At 62.8% G+C, this 18,120-nt stretch carries 17 protein-coding genes, 2 tRNA genes and 1 riboswitch; of the genes, 10 read left to right on the top strand and 9 right to left on the bottom strand.

Annotated elements, in window-relative coordinates; translation table 11 throughout:
* Positions 1 to 103: 103 nt before the first annotated feature.
* From ACEPP2_RS02570 to ACEPP2_RS02560, 3 genes are all read right to left on the bottom strand, one after another.
* The gene (locus ACEPP2_RS02570) at positions 104 to 298 is read right to left on the bottom strand and encodes a hypothetical protein (RefSeq protein WP_077547489.1); all 195 of its coding nucleotides are present in this window, start codon (positions 296 to 298) and stop codon (positions 104 to 106) included.
* A gap of 49 nt (positions 299 to 347) precedes the next feature.
* A tRNA-Thr gene (locus tag ACEPP2_RS02565) sits at positions 348 to 423 on the bottom strand.
* Between the two features lie 113 nt (positions 424 to 536).
* A complete protein-coding gene (locus tag ACEPP2_RS02560; RefSeq protein WP_395515695.1) occupies positions 537 to 1,496 on the bottom strand; it encodes an NAD(P)H-dependent flavin oxidoreductase in 960 nt (319 codons plus the stop codon).
* A gap of 199 nt (positions 1,497 to 1,695) precedes the next feature.
* Between ACEPP2_RS02560 and ACEPP2_RS02555 the strand changes: the two genes are divergently transcribed.
* Positions 1,696 to 2,961 carry a regulator gene (locus ACEPP2_RS02555; protein ID WP_395515694.1) on the top strand — a complete coding sequence of 422 codons (1,266 nt, stop codon included), beginning with the start codon at positions 1,696 to 1,698 and terminating at the stop codon, positions 2,959 to 2,961.
* Positions 2,962 to 2,963: 2 nt separating this feature from the next.
* Here the strand turns inward: ACEPP2_RS02555 and ppk2 are convergent, their stop codons facing one another.
* Positions 2,964 to 3,845 (bottom strand): polyphosphate kinase 2, encoded by an 882-nt coding sequence (ppk2, locus tag ACEPP2_RS02550; protein ID WP_395515693.1) that lies wholly within the window; start codon positions 3,843 to 3,845, stop codon positions 2,964 to 2,966.
* A gap of 143 nt (positions 3,846 to 3,988) precedes the next feature.
* Here ppk2 and phoR point away from each other — a divergent pair, with 143 nt between their 5' ends.
* Complete coding sequence (gene phoR, locus ACEPP2_RS02545) at positions 3,989 to 5,233, top strand: phosphate regulon sensor histidine kinase PhoR (protein ID WP_395515692.1); 1,245 nt, start codon at positions 3,989 to 3,991, stop codon at positions 5,231 to 5,233.
* Between the two features lie 95 nt (positions 5,234 to 5,328).
* Here phoR and ACEPP2_RS02540 read toward each other — a convergent pair whose 3' ends face one another.
* Complete coding sequence (locus ACEPP2_RS02540; protein WP_395515691.1) at positions 5,329 to 5,856, bottom strand: GcrA family cell cycle regulator; 528 nt, start codon at positions 5,854 to 5,856, stop codon at positions 5,329 to 5,331.
* Between the two features lie 377 nt (positions 5,857 to 6,233).
* Between ACEPP2_RS02540 and ACEPP2_RS02535 the strand changes: the two genes are divergently transcribed.
* The 3 genes from ACEPP2_RS02535 to ACEPP2_RS02525 all read left to right on the top strand — a co-directional run bounded on the left by ACEPP2_RS02535 (position 6,234) and on the right by ACEPP2_RS02525 (position 9,535).
* Complete coding sequence (locus ACEPP2_RS02535) at positions 6,234 to 7,430, top strand: aspartate aminotransferase family protein (protein ID WP_077547495.1); 1,197 nt, start codon at positions 6,234 to 6,236, stop codon at positions 7,428 to 7,430.
* A gap of 33 nt (positions 7,431 to 7,463) precedes the next feature.
* Positions 7,464 to 8,381, top strand: a complete 918-nt coding sequence (argF, locus tag ACEPP2_RS02530; protein ID WP_142588498.1) for an ornithine carbamoyltransferase — start codon at positions 7,464 to 7,466, stop codon at positions 8,379 to 8,381.
* A gap of 164 nt (positions 8,382 to 8,545) precedes the next feature.
* On the top strand, positions 8,546 to 9,535 hold the full coding sequence (locus ACEPP2_RS02525; RefSeq protein WP_395515690.1) for an Hsp33 family molecular chaperone: 990 nt from the start codon (positions 8,546 to 8,548) through the stop codon (positions 9,533 to 9,535).
* A gap of 15 nt (positions 9,536 to 9,550) precedes the next feature.
* On the opposite strand, the gene apaG is transcribed toward ACEPP2_RS02525, so the two are convergent.
* Both apaG and ACEPP2_RS02515 read right to left on the bottom strand, forming a co-directional pair.
* Entirely contained in the window at positions 9,551 to 9,943 is a 393-nt protein-coding gene (gene apaG, locus ACEPP2_RS02520; RefSeq protein WP_077547498.1) for a Co2+/Mg2+ efflux protein ApaG, read from the bottom strand.
* 171 nt (positions 9,944 to 10,114) lie between these two features.
* Positions 10,115 to 11,299, bottom strand: coding sequence for an O-succinylhomoserine sulfhydrylase (locus ACEPP2_RS02515; RefSeq protein ID WP_395515689.1), 1,185 nt, complete (start codon positions 11,297 to 11,299; stop codon positions 10,115 to 10,117).
* A 44-nt stretch (positions 11,300 to 11,343) separates the two neighbouring features.
* A riboswitch (SAM riboswitch) is annotated at positions 11,344 to 11,422 on the bottom strand.
* 74 nt (positions 11,423 to 11,496) lie between these two features.
* Between ACEPP2_RS02515 and ACEPP2_RS02510 the strand changes: the two genes are divergently transcribed.
* The 4 genes from ACEPP2_RS02510 (at position 11,497) to ACEPP2_RS02495 (ending at position 14,477) form a co-directional block, all read left to right on the top strand.
* On the top strand, positions 11,497 to 12,591 hold the full coding sequence (locus ACEPP2_RS02510; protein WP_077547499.1) for a 2'-deoxycytidine 5'-triphosphate deaminase: 1,095 nt from the start codon (positions 11,497 to 11,499) through the stop codon (positions 12,589 to 12,591).
* Positions 12,592 to 12,652: 61 nt separating this feature from the next.
* Positions 12,653 to 12,726, top strand: a tRNA-Gly gene (locus tag ACEPP2_RS02505).
* 269 nt (positions 12,727 to 12,995) lie between these two features.
* Positions 12,996 to 13,748, top strand: a complete 753-nt coding sequence (locus ACEPP2_RS02500) for a class I SAM-dependent methyltransferase (protein ID WP_172973650.1) — start codon at positions 12,996 to 12,998, stop codon at positions 13,746 to 13,748.
* A gap of 294 nt (positions 13,749 to 14,042) precedes the next feature.
* Positions 14,043 to 14,477 carry a hypothetical protein gene (locus tag ACEPP2_RS02495; RefSeq protein ID WP_152341132.1) on the top strand — a complete coding sequence of 145 codons (435 nt, stop codon included), beginning with the start codon at positions 14,043 to 14,045 and terminating at the stop codon, positions 14,475 to 14,477.
* Between the two features lie 101 nt (positions 14,478 to 14,578).
* Here ACEPP2_RS02495 and ACEPP2_RS02490 read toward each other — a convergent pair whose 3' ends face one another.
* Positions 14,579 to 16,492, bottom strand: coding sequence for a glycosyltransferase family 2 protein (locus tag ACEPP2_RS02490; RefSeq protein WP_395515688.1), 1,914 nt, complete (start codon positions 16,490 to 16,492; stop codon positions 14,579 to 14,581).
* Between the two features lie 48 nt (positions 16,493 to 16,540).
* Between ACEPP2_RS02490 and ACEPP2_RS02485 the strand changes: the two genes are divergently transcribed.
* Complete coding sequence (locus tag ACEPP2_RS02485) at positions 16,541 to 17,416, top strand: transporter substrate-binding domain-containing protein (protein ID WP_395515687.1); 876 nt, start codon at positions 16,541 to 16,543, stop codon at positions 17,414 to 17,416.
* Positions 17,417 to 17,432: 16 nt separating this feature from the next.
* On the opposite strand, the gene ACEPP2_RS02480 is transcribed toward ACEPP2_RS02485, so the two are convergent.
* Positions 17,433 to 18,095 (bottom strand): S24 family peptidase, encoded by a 663-nt coding sequence (locus ACEPP2_RS02480; protein WP_395515686.1) that lies wholly within the window; start codon positions 18,093 to 18,095, stop codon positions 17,433 to 17,435.
* Positions 18,096 to 18,120: the final 25 nt, after the last annotated feature.

Below are 18,120 nucleotides of genomic sequence, written 5' to 3'. Positions count from 1 at the left end.
TGAGAACGAGCGAAAGTAGGGTTTGTTCGCATAAGGACGAAAGCGTATCGTTCAGCGACCGTGGTCTGGCACCGATTAAACCTAATCTGTCGAAACCCCGTCGCTAACGAAACCACCGCTCCGCCGCCGCGAGAAGCTCCTCCTCGGACCTCACGCCGTCCTGGAACAGTCGCACCAGCAGCATCGCCAGTTCGTCGGGATGGGTGTCGTGCTCGGGTATCACCTGTGCGAACACCCGTTCGAGCAAGGCAAGGTCCTCGGGACGAAGAAGAACATCGGAGGGAATACGGCCACGCATGATGACACGCTACGGCCCGAAAAGGCTTTAGGCAAGAGTGTGTGGTAAATGGTGCCGCTTACGTGACTCGAACACGTGACCCCATCATTACGAATGATGTGCTCTACCGACTGAGCTAAAGCGGCATGACAGGCCGGCGCGCCGGCTGCGATGTGATGCGGCTGATACAGGCAAAGAACGCCGATTTCAAGCCGGGAATTTTCCGTACCGGAATTTTACCGGATGGGCGCTGTCGGTCTCAACCGCAGAGCCGCTCGCGTGTGGTGCGATATTCCCGTTCCAGCCTGTCGACCAATTCCGCCACCGGAACGACAGCCTTGACGGACCCAACTCCCTGGCCCGCGCCCCAGATGTCCTTCCAGGCCTTCGCGCCGGTGGTCGCCTTGTCGAAATCCATTTTAGAGGGATCGGCGACGGGCAGATTCTCCGGATCCATGCCTGACGCAAGGATCGAACCCTTCAGGTAGTTGCCGTGGATCCCGGTGAAATAGTTCGAGTAGACGATGTCGGCAGCCTGGGACTGGGCGATCATCTGCTTGTAGGCGTCTGCCGCGCGCGCCTCTTCGGTGGCGATGAAGGGCGTGCCGATATAGGCCATGTCGGCGCCCATGGCCTGAGCGGCCAGGATCCCGCCGCCCGTGCCGATGGCGCCGGCAAGCAGCAGCGGGCCATCGAACCATTCACGGATCTCCTGCACCAGTGCGAACGGTGAGAGTGTGCCGGCATGGCCGCCCGCGCCGGCAGCCACCGCGATCAGCCCGTCTGCCCCCTTGCGGATCGCCGAATTGGCGTGCCGGTTGTTTATCACGTCGTGCAGCACGATGCCTCCATAGGAATGAACGGCGGCATTGACCTCGGGGACGGCGCCCAGCGAAGAGATGACGATCGGCACCTTGTATTTCACGCACATCATCAGGTCGTGCTCCAGCCGCTTGTTGGAGGTGTGCACGATCTGATTGACGGCGAAGGGGGCGGCCGGTTTATCGGGATTGGCGGCGTCATGCGCGGCAAGCTCTTCCGTGATCATCGCCAGCCATTCGTCGAGCTGGCTCTCCGGCCGCGCATTGAGCGCCGGAAAAGCGCCCACCACCCCGGCCTTGCATTGGGCCAGCGTCAGCGCCGGATGTGAGATTATGAAGAGCGGAGAGGCGACAACCGGCAGGCGCAGTTTGTCCTTCAGGATGGGCGGCAGCATCAAATCCTCCTCGGCTTACGTTTACGCAAACGTAAGCTTCCCTAGCAGAGGCGGACGCGTTCGAAAAGGGTCATGGGAGCGCCGGCAACAACGCCGGCCGCAGATTCGACAGAATGCCGGTGCTTGCAGTTCGTGAGCGGAAAGATTACCGAAACGTAAAGGCATGCGCCGGACGCGAGGCGATGACAGGGCAGGATTGGCATTGAGCGGTTTGGAAACAGCGATCAGGAACGCGTTGGAAAAGTCCGAGCGCACCAATCCCGATGTCCGGGCCCGCATCTATCAGTCCGCGCGGCAGGCCTTGGATGCCGGGCTGAAGAAGCAGGGCGTTTCCGATGAGCAGGTGGTTCTGGCGCAGCACCAGCGGCTCGAACAGAAGATACGGGAGATCGAGTTCGAGGAGCGGAAGGCCATCGCAGCTGCCGCGTCGACCCCCGCTGCCGCGACACCACCCGCTGCGCCTCGGGTAGCGCCGGGGGTGGCGCCTGCCGCGACCTCACCTGCAGTGTCTCCAGCTGCCTCCCCGATTGCCCCACCGGTCTCTTCGGGTGTTTCGCGGGAGGCGCCGCCTTCCCCCGCGTCTCGCCCGCAGGATGACGCGCCCCTTCTGGGAGGGGCGACGCGCGATGCCGCTCGGGACATCTTCAGCGCGCCAGGTGTGGCCAGTGCTTCCGGCCTCGATTCCCTGCGCGCCGCTCGGGATATTCATTTCGAGGGCGGGCAGGAGCCGCAGGCGGCCCCGCTTCCGGTAGGCGAAGCGCGCGAAGCGAGACGGCCACGCGACGAGACCCTGCTTGAAACCCGACCCGAACGCACGGCAAAGCCGCGCCGGCGCCGCGGTTTCCTGTCCGTGCTCCTTGCATGGCTCGTCTTCTTTATCCTGGTCGGTCTTGCGGCCTGGTGGGCCTATTCGTCCGGCCTCGTCCAGCAGTCGCTGCAGCAGGCGCTTGATGCTGCCGAACGGACGGCGGGCAGCCCATCGTCCGACCTCGGAAGCCGAGGACCACAAAACGGTTTCTCCGAAGCGTGGACGGAGGTTTTCTCCGGCGGCAATGCGAACACGCTTGAAGGTGGTGCTGCCGCTCGGCTGGAGCCGGTATCCGTCCAAGGCACGACTGCGGCGCGCGTGATGTCCGGCGCGTCTACCTCCGAAGGCGATGTTTCCATTCCCGTGCGTGCGGAAATCCTGCAGGAGCTGGCGGGCAAGTCTTCCACGATCGCCCTGACCGTGCAGTCGGCAGGGGAAGCGCCGGTGCAATTCTCGGTCCGCTGCGACTTCGGAAGCCTCGGCGCCTGTCCCCGCCATCGCTTCACGGCGCGGCAGGAGCGGGCGGACGTGCTGCTGCGCGTGACCTTCGAACGTTCGATTGCTCCGAACGCCCCCGGCCGGCTGGTGGTCAATACCGGCCTCGACGGCGCGGAGGCGGCTATCCTTATGCATTCGGTTCGGGTGCTTCCGGGGCAGTAGCCTCAGCCCAGGAACTCGGGACCTTCGCTGAGGGTGTTGTGATCGATCTCGCCGATCGCCTTCTCGTCTCGACCCTCGTAGTCGATCGATAGCAGAATATGTCGGATCACGTTGATCCTAGCCCGTCGCTTGTCGTTCGCCTTCACCACCGTCCACGGTGCATGCTTGGTGTGTGTCTTCTTCAGCATACGGTCGCGCGCATCGGTGAACTGGTCCCACTTCGTCAGTGCCGCAATGTCCATTGGCGAGAGCTTCCAAATCTTCAGCGGATCGTGGCGCCGGTCGTGAAAGCGCTTCAACTGCATCTCCTGGCCGATGTTCAGCCAGAACTTGAAGAAGTGGATTCCCTCATCGACGATGAGTTCCTCGAACCGCGGCACTTCGTCGAGGAACTTCTTGCATTGTTCGGCGGTGCAGAAGCCCATGACCGGCTCCACCACGCCGCGGTTATACCAGGAGCGGTCGAAGAGCACGATCTCGCCAGCGGTCGGGAAGTGAGTGACATAGCGCTGGAAATACCATTGGCCGGCCTCCGTTTCAGTCGGCTTCGGCAACGCCACGATACGCGCCGAGCGCGGATTGAGGTAGGCGCGTATGGAGAAGATCGTGCCGCCCTTGCCGGCGGCGTCACGGCCCTCGAATACGGAGATCACCCGCTTGCCGCTGGCGTTCAGCCAGAACTGCAGCTTGACCAGTTCGATCTGCAGTCGCTCCAGCGTATCGGCGTAGTCCCGCTTGTCCATCTTGTCGTCATAGGGATAGCCCTCTGAACCGAGCGCGTTCTTGTCGATCCAGTCCGGCAGCTTCGGATCGTCAATATCGAAGACGCGCCGACGCCCGCCGATCTCGATGTCCACCGAACGGTTCTGTTTTGAGCTGCTCAATCTCTTCTCCTCTCGTTGGACAACGCCGGCAAGACGACGGGACGCTTCCTCGTAATTTATCGTTCATCCGCCGGGCGTCGATGTATATCTGTCATCAGGGCGGTCTAAGAGCCAGAAAATCTGGATGGGGAGGTGAGTCGCGCATGGGTTCGCAGTCGGGGACATGGTTGAACAAGCGGTTCGGCGGCTCCTGGCTGCTGCTGCTTGCCCTGTCGCTCGCCGGAGCATTGAGCGTCTTCGCCGGCGTTCCGGTCTGGCAGGCAGGCCTTGCCTGGTTCGTGCTCGCCGGCCTCGTCCTCGTCGCCGATCATAAACCCGAGCCAGCGCCAGAGCGACCGGCGACCGCAGAGGAGCAGGCGCCACACGATGTCGCAGAGGTAATCTCTGCCTCGCTCAATGCGCTCGACATACCCACCCTCCTGCTCGACGGGGAGGCCAACGTGTTATCCCAAAATGCCGCGGCCGACCGCCTCTTGGGCTCGCTGCCGCTTGGCGCTCATGTCGCTGGACGGCTGCGCTCCCCCGCGGTGCTGGACATCATCCGGGAGACACTGGCCACCGGCAGGCCGAACCAGATCGAGCATGTCGAGCGTCTGCCCTCGCAACAGGTCTACGTCGTCCGGATCGCGCCGGTTGACCTGCCCGGGCGGGACCAGCGGGACCGGCTGTACCTGCTCTCGTTTCGCGATGTGTCCGAACTGCATCGGCTCGACCGAATGCGTAGCGATTTCGTGGCCAATGCGAGTCACGAACTGCGCACACCGCTTGCGTCGCTGCGTGGTTTCATCGAAACCCTGCAGGGGGCGGCTAAGTCCGATCCGAAGGCCCAGGAGCGGTTCCTGTCGATCATGCTGGACCAGTCGACGCGCATGAGCCGGCTGATCGATGACCTTCTTTCCCTTTCCAGGCTCGAGTTGAGGTCGAATGTGGCGCCGGAGGGCAAGGTGGATCTCGTGCCCCTGCTTTCCCACGTCCGTGACGCACTCTCGCCTCTGGCAGAAGAACTCGGCGTGGAGATCAACCTTCATCTGCCGGAACGTGCGGTCGAAGTGACGGGTGACCGCGACGAACTGGTGCAGGTGTTCGAGAACCTGGTGGAGAATGCCTGCAAGTACGGCCAGGACGGCAAGACCGTCGATGTCTTCCTGAAGTCTCCGGAAGCCGGGCCCGTGGAGGTCACCGTTGTCGATCACGGCCCCGGTATTCCCTCGGAGCACGTCCCTCGCCTGACGGAGCGCTTCTACCGCGTCAGCGTTGCCGATAGCCGCTCCAAGAAGGGAACCGGTCTCGGGCTGGCAATCGTGAAGCACATCCTTACCCGCCATCGGGCAAGGCTGGTGGTCACGTCCGAGATGGGCAAGGGCAGCCAGTTCACCGTCCGCTTCTGAGCCCGAATTCGTCCATTGGGCTGGGAGATCTTGATCTGGCACGCGCAACGAAAAAGCGGGCCCTCAAGGCCCGCTTCCACCATCGGCATTTTGGATCAGGCCCGTGCTGCAGCCTTCCGCCGGTCCGCCACTGGCTGATAAGCAAGGCGGGCATGATAGCCGCAATAGGGAGAGGCTTCCGAGGCGTCGACGCCGCAGAAGTGGAAGTCGTCCTTCAGCGGGTCTCCCATCGGCCACTTGCAGGTGCGTTCGGTCAGATCCGTCAGTGCAAGCTTGCGCGAGATCGGCACCACCACGTTGTTGGAAGGAACATAGGACATCTCGGGCAGGGCAACCTCAACGTCATCCTTCAAAGCCGTCGCGCCGACCGTGCGGGCTACGGGCCGGGTTGCAACGCGTGCCGGGTAGTTGGCCGGACGGGCCGGCGCTGCCGGGCGTTTGGCCGAGCGGCTAGCACCGGTCGATCCGCCTGCCTTGGCGCGTCCGGGAAGGTTCAGCCGGTGAACCTTGCCGATGACCGCATTCCGGCTGACCCCGCCCAATTGGGCCGCGATCTGGCTGGCGCTCAGGCCCTCCGCCCACAGTCTCTTCAGCTTTTCGACGCGCTCGTCTGTCCAGTTCATGCCCGTTCTCCGCATTTGAACGTGTCCGGCATGCAGAATCCCCCGCCCTTGGCGCGAACGACAATTCGCGCCAGCTACTAGATATAGCTTGTTAGGTGACTAGTTCCGCCGCATGCAGTCTAGTTGTTGATTGGTAAACTACTGGGCCGGTGACTCCGTGGCAAGAGTCAGCGGAATCGGCACGAATCGATTTCCGGGTTTTCCCCAACTTGCTTTTCAAGCGAGTCATTTTTGTCACAGCCGCGAAGGTTGCAGGAAAGGGGGCTTTTGTTGACATCGCGGGGCGAAATGCCGATAGTGCCGGCGCCGCCCGACAGGGCGGCATTTTTGATTGATCGGGGCCACGCCCCTTGCATCTCCTAGAGGAGCCGCTCCCCATGGCCGAGGCCGCGCTGTTCGAAACCTATAACCGTGCTCCACTGCGCTTTGCGCGCGGCGAGGGTGTCTGGCTGGTGACGGAGAGTGGTGAGCGCTATCTCGATTTCGCCGCAGGGATCGCAGTCAATTCCCTCGGCCACGCCCACCCGCATCTGGTGGAGGCTTTGAAGGCTCAGGCTGACAAGCTGTGGCACCTGTCGAATCTCTATGACATCCCTGGTCAGGAGCAACTGGCGCGCCGGCTGACGGAAGCGACCTTCGCCGACAGGGTCTTCTTTACCAACTCCGGCGCCGAGGCGCTTGAATGCGCGATCAAGACGGCGCGGCGCTACCAGTTCAGCAAGGGGCATCCGGAGCGTTTCCATATCATCACCTTCGAAGGTGCCTTCCACGGTCGAACCTTGGCAACGATCGCCGCCGGCGGACAGGCGAAGTACCTCGAAGGTTTTGGTCCCAAGGTCAGCGGCTTCGATCAGGTGCCTTTCGGCGATCTGGACGCGCTGAAGGCTGCGATCACCGACGCCACCGCTGCCATCCTGATCGAGCCGGTGCAGGGCGAGGGCGGCCTGCGCCTGGTCTCCCGGGAGTTCATGCGGTCCCTGCGGGACCTCTGTGATGAGCACGGTCTCCTTCTCATCCTTGACGAGGTACAGTCCGGCGTCGGTCGGACCGGCAAGTTGTTCGCGCACGAGTGGTCCGGCATCGCGCCCGACATCATGGCAGTGGCGAAGGGCATCGGCGGTGGTTTCCCGCTCGGCGCCTGTCTTGCGACGGAAGAGGCGGCAAGCGGTATGAAGGCCGGCACGCACGGCACCACCTATGGCGGCAACCCGCTGGCCATGGCAGTCGGCAATGCCGTTCTCGACGTTGTGCTGGCCGAGGGCTTCCTCGACCACGTGCGTGATGTCGCGCTTGTCTTCCGGCAGGGCCTGGAGAGCTTGAAGGATCGGTTCCCTGATGTCATCGACGAGATTCGCGGCGAGGGCCTGATGCTCGGCATCAAGGCAAAGGTGCCGAATACCGAGCTGCTGATGGCCATGCGCGAGGAACGTATTCTCGCCGTGCCTGCGGGCGATAACGTGCTGCGGCTCCTGCCGCCTCTGATCGTCACCGCCGAGGAGGCTCGCGATGGTCTTGCACGTATCGAGCGTGCCGCGGAGCGCCTGCACCAGTCGGGCTTGAAGAAATCAGCGTAAGGAGTGCGGGGCGCCGGAGCCCTCATTGAAGACATGGCATCACCCAAGCATTTTCTCGATCTTTCAGCCGTCGCCGCCGATGACCTGCGGGTGATCCTCGATGACGCGCTCACACGGAAGCTGGCGACCAAGGCCGGCACGGCCGACAAGCCGCTCGCCGGCAAGATGCTGGCGATGATCTTCGAGAAGCCTTCTACGCGTACCCGCGTGTCCTTCGACGTCGGCATGCGCCAGCTCGGCGGGGAGACGCTCTTTCTCTCGGGTACCGAGATGCAGCTCGGCCGCGCGGAAACGATTGGCGACACCGCAAAGGTCCTCTCCCGCTACGTCGACGCGATCATGATCCGCACGACCGACCATTCGCGCCTCTTGGAACTTGCCGAGCATGCGACCGTTCCGGTCATCAATGCGCTGACGGATGACACGCATCCCTGCCAGATCATGGCGGACATCATGACCTTCGAAGAGCATCGCGGACCGGTGAAAGGCAAGACGATCGCCTGGACGGGTGATGGCAACAATGTCCTCCATTCCTTCGTCGAGGGCGCCGCCCGCTTCGGTTACCGCATGAACATGGCCGTGCCGATGGGATCGGAGCCGTCGGACAAGTTCCTGAACTGGGCGCGCAACAACGGCGGCGACATCATGCTCTGCCATGACGCAGAGCGCGCCGTCTCCGGCGCGGACTGCGTCGTGACGGATACCTGGGTTTCCATGAACCAGGAGCACAAGGCACGCGGTCACAACATCTTCCAGCCTTACCAGGTCAACGGCGCGCTGATGAAGCAGGCCAAGCCGGAAGCGCTCTTCATGCATTGCCTTCCGGCTCACCGTGGTGAGGAAGTGACCGACGAGGTCATCGACGGACCGCAATCGGTCGTGTTCGATGAGGCGGAGAACCGGTTGCACGCCCAGAAGTCCATTCTCGCCTGGTGTCTCGGCGCTCTTTGAGCCGTTCTTGACTTCGGGCGGCCCCGATACCACCTGTCGGCTATCGAGCTTTTCCCGTTGACGGAAGGGCATTCCATTATATTGCCGACAACTTTCACGCCCCGGCGGTTCCGTCGCCAGGCGCGCGTGCACAAATTGGCCCGTTAGGCGCCAGGGAGCAGACCATGGCGGAAGCCACTGTTGAACTGAGTGATTTCAACTTCGCCGGCGATGACCGGGTTGTCCCCTTCCAGGTGGAAGGCTTGGACGTTCGTGGTCGTGCGGTCCAGCTTGGCCCGCTTCTGAACGCGATCCTCGGGCGCCATGAATATCCCGCGCCTGTGGCCCGCCTTCTGGCGGAGGCGATCGTGCTGACGGCGCTTCTGGGCACATCCCTGAAGTTCGACGGCAAGTTTACCGTTCAAACGAAGGGAGACGGACCCGTCGATCTTCTGGTGGCGGATTTTACGTCGCCCGACAGCCTGCGCGCCTACGCAAGGTATGACGAGGACGCACTTGCCGCGGCAGTTGCAGACGGCAAGACGTCGCCGCCCGAACTGCTGGGCGCCGGCGTCCTTGCCTTCACCATAGACCATGGCCATGGCATGCAGCCCTACCAGGGCATCGTCCCGCTCGACGGCTCGTCGCTCGAGGAGATCGCCGGCGTCTATTTCCGCCAGTCGGAGCAGATCCCCACCAAGGTGAGGCTGGGTGTGGCAGAGTTGCTGGATCGGGATGAAGCCGGCAAGCCGCGCCACAACTGGCGGGCGGGCGGACTGGTGGCGCAGTTCCTGCCGCAGGCGCCCGAGCGCATGCGCCAGCCCGATCTCCATGGTGGCGATGGCGACGAGCGCGAGCATGACCACAGCGAGGATGATGCATGGTCCGAGGCTCGCGTCATGGTCGAGACGATCGATACGGACGAACTGACCGATCCGCAGGTGCCGATCGAACGCCTGCTGTTCCGTCTGTTTCACGAGCGGGGCGTGAGGGTCTACAAGCCCCAGTCGGTCCTCGATCGCTGCAGCTGTTCGCGCGAGAGGCTCAAGGGCATTCTGGACAGCTTCAGCGCCGAGGAGATCGAGGCGAGCGAGCAGGACGGCGAGATTGCCGTCACCTGTGAGTTCTGCTCGACCACATACCGCTTCTCGCCGGAAGAGTTCACCGCGGCCTGACAGCCAGCCTTCGTCTCAGTTCAGCACTCTCAGAAGTCCCGGTGAATCCAGCGAGAACGCCGGGATTTCGACGTTGAATGCCTTCCCCTCGTCGTCCTCCATCCGGTAATGACCGAACATGATGCCGGAGGGCGTGTCGAGCGGGCAGCCGGAGGAATACTCGTAGGAATCGCCTGGCAGGAGCCGTGGCTGCTCGCCCACCACTCCGGGACCTTCGACCTCGTCGACAAGGCCGTTCTGGTCAGTGATGTGCCAGTAGCGATGCGTCAGTCGCACCGCCTGGTCCGAATGGTTCTCGATGACGATGTGGTAAGCCCAGACATAACGGCTATCCTCCGGACTGGATTGCTCCTCCAGATAATAGGGCTCGACGACGACCTCTATGTCACATGTCCTGGCGCGGTACATGCGCGACACCTTCTACCACATCCCATCCGATATGCTGCAGCTCCGCGGGAACGTCAAGAAACCCCGCGGTTTGGAGGAGAGCTCCGTGGCCTCTCGCGCGAAGTTTCGCCGGTTAAGGATAACCGGGGCGCCGACAGGCGGAACCTGCAACGCGCCCGGCGGAAGCCTCGGTCAACCCGGAAGCTTGTCCAGAGCCCTTGCGAAATCTTCAAGCAGGTCGTCAGTATCCTCTATACCCGCCGATAGCCGGAGCGTTCCCGGTGAGATGCCGAGCTCGGCCCGCGCCTCGTCAGTCAGGTTCTTGTGCGTCGTCGTCCCCGGATGGGTGATGAGGCTTTTGGCGTCGCCCAGATTGTTGGAGATTTTCACCACCTCCAGCGCATTCTGCAATCCGAAGGCTGCGGCCTTGCCACCCTTGAGTTCGAGGCAGACGAGCGTCGAGCCGCCAGTCATCTGCTTGGCGATGATGTCGGCCTGCGGATGGTCCGCGCGACCCGGATAGATGACCCTTGCCACCTTCGGATGGTTCGCCAGGAGATCGGCGATCCGCCCGGCATTTTCCGTCTGCTGGCGCACCCGAAGCGGAAGGGTCTCGATCCCCTTCAGGAGCGTCCAGGCATTAAAGGGCGACATGGCAGGACCAGTGTGGCGGAAGTAATCCTGCAGGCTTTCCTTGATCCACTCGCTGTCGGAAAGGACGACGCCGCCGAGGCAGCGGCCCTGTCCGTCGATGTGCTTCGTCGCGGAATAAACGACGACATGGGCACCGAGCTCCAGCGGCTTCTGGAAGAGCGGCGTCGCAAACACATTGTCCACCACCACCTTGGCGCCGATCTGGTTTGCGAGCTTCGCGACGCCGGCGATGTCGATTACCTCGAGTGTCGGATTGGTCGGGCTTTCCAGGAAGAAGACCTTGGTGTTCTTCCGGACCGCCTGTTCCCAGTTGACGAGATCGCGCCCGTCCACGAGCGTACATTCCACGCCGTACTTCGGCGCCAGCGTCTCCACCACCCAGCGGCAGGAGCCGAACAGGGCGCGCGCCGCAACGATATGGTCGCCCGCCTTGACCTGGCACAGGATCGCTGCCGCGACCGCGGCCATGCCCGAGGCCATGGCGCGAGCTTCCTCCGCGCCTTCCAGCAAGCACATGCGCTTCTCGAACATGTCGTTGGTCGGGCTGCCGTAGCGGGCATAGATATAGCCTTCGCTCTCGCCCTTGAAGCGTGCCTCGGCCGCCTCCGCCGTCTCGTAGACGAAGCCCTGCGTCAGGTAGATGGCCTCGGAAGTCTCGCCATATTGGGAGCGGATCGTTCCGCCATGGACGAGCTGGGTTGCGGGGCGCCATTTCGTGGTCATGCGCTTGCACCTTTCAGACACAAAAAAACCGGTCGCGTCAGCAGACCGGTTTCGCCCCGGTCTTTTTAGCCACTTGTTTAACGTGGCTGCAAGCCGACCGGCCAAATCACCACGGGATAAAGCTGCCATAGCGCCGGTCCTCGCTTGCGTCAATGGCAGGCATTTGGTTTTGTCCGGCAGGACGGGAAAGAACGACGATGAAAAGAACCACCGGGATCCTGGCCGATCGGGCCATCGCAGCGCTGTTTGACAGCGGGCGCCTCACATCCGAAAAGCCGCTGGACAGCGACCAGGTCCAGCCTGCCAGCCTCGATCTGCGCCTCGGCGCCAAGGCCTTCCGCGTCCGCGCGAGTTTCATGCCGGGCCCGAACAGCCGGGTCGCCGACAAGCTCGACCGGCTGAAGCTGCACGTGGTCGACCTTTCGGAAGGGGCGGTCCTCGAAACCGGCTGCGTCTATATCGTGCCGCTGATGGAAAGGTTGGACCTGCCGGCAGAAATGTCGGCCTCGGCCAACCCGAAAAGTTCCACCGGTCGCCTCGACATCTTTACCCGCGTCATCACCGACTATGCCCAGGAGTTCGACAAGATCCCTGCCGGCTATTCCGGCCCGCTCTATCTGGAGATCAGCCCGCGCACTTTCCCGATCGTCGTCCGGCGCGGCTCGCGCCTGTCGCAGATCCGCTTCCGCATCGGCAATGCCCTCCTGAACGAGCCGGAGCTTCTGCAATTGCATGGCGCCGAAACGCTGGTGGCGGCCCGCGAGCCCAATATCAGCGGAGGCGGCATTGCGCTGTCGATCGACCTCACGGGCGACAAGGAAGGCCTGATCGGCTATCGCGGCAAGCACCACACGGCTGTCGTCGACGTCGACAAGAAGGCCCAGCACGACATCTTCGACTTCTGGGAGCCGCTCTACAGCCGCGGCCGCAACGAACTGATCCTCGATCCCGACGAATTCTACATCCTCGTGTCGCGGGAAGCGGTCCACGTGCCGCCGCTTTACGCGGCGGAGATGACGCCTTTCGACCCGCTGGTGGGCGAGTTCCGCGTCCATTATGCCGGCTTCTTCGACCCCGGCTTCGGGCATGCCGAGGCGGGCGGCCGCGGCAGCCGCGCCGTTCTGGAAGTGCGCAGCCACGAGGTGCCGTTCATTCTCGAAGACGGCCAGATCGTCGGCCGCCTCGTCTACGAGCACATGCTGGAACGACCCGATGCCCTCTATGGCCTCGGCCTTGGCTCCAATTACCAGGCGCAGGGTCTGAAGCTGTCGAAGCACTTCCGGATCGGCTGACGCATCCGCCCGCGATCCATGCTTGACAGACGCCGCGAACTGGGCGAACTCTGCCCCCGTCGCGGGTGTAGCTCAATGGTAGAGCAGCAGCTTCCCAAGCTGACGACGAGGGTTCGATTCCCTTCACCCGCTCCAGCGCGCTCCGGCGGAGCGTCGAACATCCTTCGGTTCAGCAACGTTTGGCGAAGGTCTACCACGCCGGTTGATCGTCCGGCCTCACTTCGGTCGACGCATGCAATCCTCGATGAGCCCTCATCACCTTTGCCGATGCTTTTCAGAATTGCGAGGCAAAGCGGGTGTCAGAAATGGACCGGCACAGACGAGCATGACAGTGCGCAGGCATGCAGGGTGGATTGCGCACTATAAACTGCGTGATACTCTGTCCTTTACTTGGAGGACAGCGAGTGTCGGTCCTGGAAGGCTTGTTTCCCGAGGTGGGCGCGGGCGGATTTACTCGCATGGAGCCGAGGATCCAGTTCTATTCTCGCGTGCGGGCATTGCTGGAGCCCGATCACCATGTTCTTGAATTTGGTGCGGGTCGTGGCAAGTTCCATTATCTTGAAAACGACCCTATCAAGCGGATTACGGACATCAGCCGGATCCCAGCACGGTACGCACTATTTGACGTCGATCCCGTTGTGCTTGAGAACCCGACAAGCGAGGATCGACATGTTGCAGCCGTGGGCGAGAGCCTGCCTTTCGAAGATGGTAGTTTCGATATCGTCGTCGCCTGGATGGTCCTGGAGCACATTACCGCCCCCGACTTCTACGCCAGGGAGCTGGGCCGAGTTCTCAAGCCGGGTGGGTGGCTCTGTGCAGTGACGCCCAACAAGTGGGGCTACTTCTCCGTTGGTGCCCGGCTGATCCCGGAGCGGCTTCATGGGACTTTTCTCAGGTGGCTGGTGCCGCATAAGAAGGCCGAGGATGGCTTTGAAACAGTCTACAAGCTCAACACGCTGGCGGCGTTGGAACGACATTTTCCCGCACCTGACTTCTCTCACCACAGCTACTACTACGATCCCGGGCCGGGATATTTCGGAAGGTCGATGACGCTGGCGCGAATTATCAGGGCCTATAATTACCTCGTGCCACCATTCCTGCTGCCACACCTTTTCGTTTTCGTGCAGCGAAGAAACCTAGATCGAGGATCTCGCTAGGGAGGCAGTGGTCATTCGATGTCCTGTCGCAACGCTTGGCAGAACGCGATCACCTTTCATTTTTCCCTTTGCCTCACGCCCGTCAAGCGGCGGGATTTCACCGTCCATTGACCGCCGATATCCCGCGGCGCTCGGCAAGGCGAGAGCGCCGGCAGTTCAAGGGCGTTGGCCCGATGTCGGCTTGGTGTCCTGCGGATACGTGCAGACTGGGCTCCATTGATAATGGGCGCCATGACCACTACTTCCACCCTGATGTGTAAGCGTGGCCGCATGCCGGGTTGAATAGGAGTGCAAATGAACAGAACGCGTGCCGGCGTCACCCTGGCGGCTTATTTGCTCCTCGCCAGTGGCGCTGCCAGCGCTGGAGCCGTAGTGGTTGAAAGCTTTGGCTTTCCCTATGCCAATGGACGCTTCGAAAGGTTCACGGACGTCACGGACGCGGAAATCGGCGAAGCGACCGCCCTTCGCATGGCGGAGCGTTACCCCGAGGTCAAGGAAATCGAGCTCTTTTGCATTGGCCTGTCCGGGCCGCTTCTTGCCTACATCGATGGGACCTTCTACGCACTGAACGAAAAGGCCGGGCGGCGAGGCGCCTATGTCACCACGGAGGCAGGTCAGGCCGATGTGCTGGACATCGACAAGTCGCCTTCACCGCTGGCCGGGGACTTCCTCACCATTCTCGCCCTCACACGGGATGCAGGCGAGGCTTGCCGAACGCTTTTCCAATAGGACCGGCGCGTGTCTCAAGGCGTTAGCCGGAGACTGTGTAATGCCTGGGGTGGCGTGCACGACGTAGGACATCTGCAACTGACGCGGCTTCTCCGAGGGTCTCAACTGCTCGGCTGGTGTGGTGTCTTCTGCCAGAAGAAGGGTTTCGCCCGCAATTCCATGACCGCTTTCCACGAGGCGATGGAGGTCAGCAGCCAGTAGAGCGGAACCCCTGTCCAGCGCATTCCGATCTGTCGCTGCTCGTCATCGGTCATCGCCTTGATGCCGAGCGTGACGAAGATCAGGTAGCTGCCGAAGATGTTGACCGCATCGACCACGAAGAGCATCAGCACCCGGGCGGGGATGGCATCTGCGGGCGCCGCCAGCATGGCAAACACTCCCTCGACCAGGAAGACGAAGATCAGCGGATGAAGGAGGGATGACAGGAGCATGCCGCCGATCAGCAGCTGGAAGATGAGGACGTTGCGCAGGCCCATCTGTGCAGCGAGCCTGCCCGGCTGGCGCATCAACACCAGCCAGGTCTGCACCCAGCCCTTGAACCAGCGCGTCCGCTGCCCCATCCACACCGCACGCGTGGTCGGCGCATCCTCCTGCGTCGGTCGTTGAAGCACATCGGCGCGATAGCCCAGGCGAAACAGCCGCAGCCCGAGATCGGCATCCTCGGTCACATTGAACGGGTCCCATCCGCCGACCTCTCGCAATGCCGCGACCCGGAAGTGATTGGAAGTCCCACCGAGCGGAATGGGCATGCGGTGATTGGCAAGCCATGGCAGGAGGGCGCGAAAGAGGGCCGAGTATTCGAGCGCGAAAAGCGCACTGATCCACGACGCTTTCGCATTGCTGATCACGAGCGGTGCCTGCAGGCAGGCGACTTCTGCGGGAAGCTCGCAGAAGCGACAATAGGCTTCGCGCAACTGGCCAGGGTGCGGGCGGTCCTCAGCGTCGTAGATCACCAGGTAATCGCCACGGACACCGTTCAGAGCATAGGTGAGCGCCTTCGGCTTGGTGCGTGGTGCAGCCGGTGGAACCTCAACGATCTCGAAGTTCGCCGGAAGCATCTGGGCTCGTAACGCGTCGATCGTTTCCCGATCATCGGCCTCACAGACGAGCTTGATGTCGAGCAGCGGAGACGGCCAGTCGATCCGCTTCAGGCCGTCCACCAACTGCCGGGCGATGGCCGCCTCCCGGTAGAGGGCGACCAGGATGGTGTAGCAGGGCAGGGGACCGGTGACGTCGTGCACCTGAGTTTCGTGTCTCTGCCTGTGGTGCAGAAGCGCCATGATCCTCAGGATGAGCCCCAAGAGGTAGAGATAGGAAAGCGCCGGATGGAGGAGCGAGAAGAACAATCCCGGCACTGCGAGGGCGCAGGCGACCAGCGTCGCGGTCAGCAGTCCGGCGACAAAACCCTGTCCTCCCATCAGGACGATCCGCGCCGAAAGGTCCTGCCGCTGGTCGAACAGCTCTCCGATCGTGTGACGAACCCTCCTGAGCGCTCCCGCCTCCCATACCGCCGTGCGCAGGGCAGTTGGTGTGGTCACGACCAGCCCATCTCGCAGCGATGGCCGGTTCGCGAGGGTCGCTGCGAGATCGCCGAGGCGTGCCGCTCGGGGGATCACCGCCATCTGCGGGGCCTGCCGTTGATGCTGCAGGCGGATCATCGTCGGGCGACGCAATTGGGTGTCGGCATGCTCGCTGTCGACGACGATCGCGCTGTCGATCCTCTCGAGGAAGGGGAGACGCAGGAACCGCGCCATCGCGCCATAATAGGCGTGTTCCTCTATGCCCGGATGGTGGAGGAGTTCCTGCTCAAGGCTGGTGCCGTGGTGTCGGGCCTTGGCGGCAATGGCTTCCACCAGTGGCTTGGAGAACCCGAGGGACTGCAGTGCTGCCGCTTCACCGGCTGGCGCCGGCGCCGCGTCAAGATCCTGTTGCGCCGCCGTCTCCGGCACCCGGCCGTCATGGCCGGCGTCTCCGCCCCGAAGCGAAGGCGCTTGCGAATATTCCCCCAGACGCATGACTCTGTTACACCGTCCTGCCGCCCTGTCCCGAAATGGATCATAGACATGCCCGCATTGCTTACATCCCTCAGAAGGCAGGGGATATTTCTCCTTTGGGTTGTCCTGGGGTGTGGCCTCGCCCCTGCCCCCGCGCACGAGGCGGCGGCGCAGGATACGGAGCTTCCGGTGCTCTTCGATGCGCGCGAACGCCTGCCGCGCCCGGATCTCTCTAACCTGCTGCGGCTGAGAATCCTGACGACCGCGGATTTTCCGCCCTTCAATTTTGCCGATCAGACCGGCCGCCTTACCGGCTTCAACATCGATCTTGCTCGTGAAATCTGTCTCGAACTGAAGATCGAAAGCCGCTGCCAGATTCAGGCGCTGCCCTTCGAGGAACTGGAAGAGGCGTTGGCGAACGGTAACGGCGATGCGGTCATGGCGGGGGTGGCGGTGACGGCGGAACGCCGCGAGTCATTCTCCTTCTCGCGTCCCTATCTGATGATCCCGGCGCGCTTCGCCCGCCATGCTGACCGCGATCTGGGGGAACTGGACGAGAACGCGCTGGCCGCGCGGACCGTCGGCGTGGTGAACGGATCGGCCCATGAAGCCATGCTCAAGGCCTTCTTCCCGCGCGCTATTCCCGTGCTGTTCACCGACCAGAATGCGCTGCTCGACGCCTTGAAGGATAACAAGGTCGCCGCCGTCTTCTCCGACGGTCTGAGGCTGCCCTTCTGGATTGCCGGCGAGGCCTCCGCAAACTGCTGCCGCCTCTATGGCGGACCCTACTTCTCGGAGACCTTCCTGGGGGAAGGAGTGACGGTGATGCTGAAGAAGGACGACGACACCCTGCGGGATGCCTTCGATCACGCGCTGGCAACGCTCTCCCGCAACGGCCGCCTGCAGGACATCTACCTGCGCTACTTCCCGCACGGGCTTTATTGACTGCCGGAGTATATTCCTACTGGCTTGCCCAAGTGATCCTGGCCACCCATTCGATCTCCGCCATGTCGAAGGTCCGGTTCGGATGGTCGGGATTGAGCGAGGTAAGCTCGATGCTGCGCGGGGTCTGCCGCAGCAGCACCTTGGCCATCACCTCGCCATCCCGGGTCTTCACCACGACGCGGTCTCCGCGGCGAACCTGCGCGCCGGGTTCGACGATCAGCACGTCCCCGTCGCGGTAGAGCGGCACCATGGAATCGCCCTGGACCTCCAGAGCGTAGACGCCGGCCTTCCGCGAAGGGGAGGCAGGAAAATCCACCACGTCCCAGCCCTGGCCGGCCGGGAAGCCGCCATCGTCGAAGAAGCCGCCGGCGCCAGCCTGCGCGAAGCCGAGCAGAGGGATCGAACCGGCCTGCGGCGGAAAGCTTCCTGTCGGCACGTCGGATCGTGTCTGGCCCGGCAGTGAACTGAGAAACTGATCGATCGTGGCGCCCGTGGCCTCCAGCACCTTGGCGATCGACTCGGTCGAAGGCCAGCGCAGCCGCCCGTCAGGCCCCAGTCGTTTGGACTTGTTGAACGATGTCGGATCCAGGCCTGCCCGGCGCGCCAGCCCCGAAGGCGTCAGCTTGTGACGGGCGGCGAGTGCATCGATCGCACCCCAGATCGTGTCGTGTGACAGCATGACGATACATACTCCGGCGGATCGT

Origin of the sequence: Pseudorhizobium flavum (assembly GCF_044142885.1) — a bacterium.
Classification (GTDB): Bacteria; Pseudomonadota; Alphaproteobacteria; order Rhizobiales; family Rhizobiaceae; genus Neorhizobium; species Neorhizobium flavum.
Note: the sequence above shows the minus strand (reverse complement) of the source record. Positions and strands in the feature narration are given on the sequence as shown.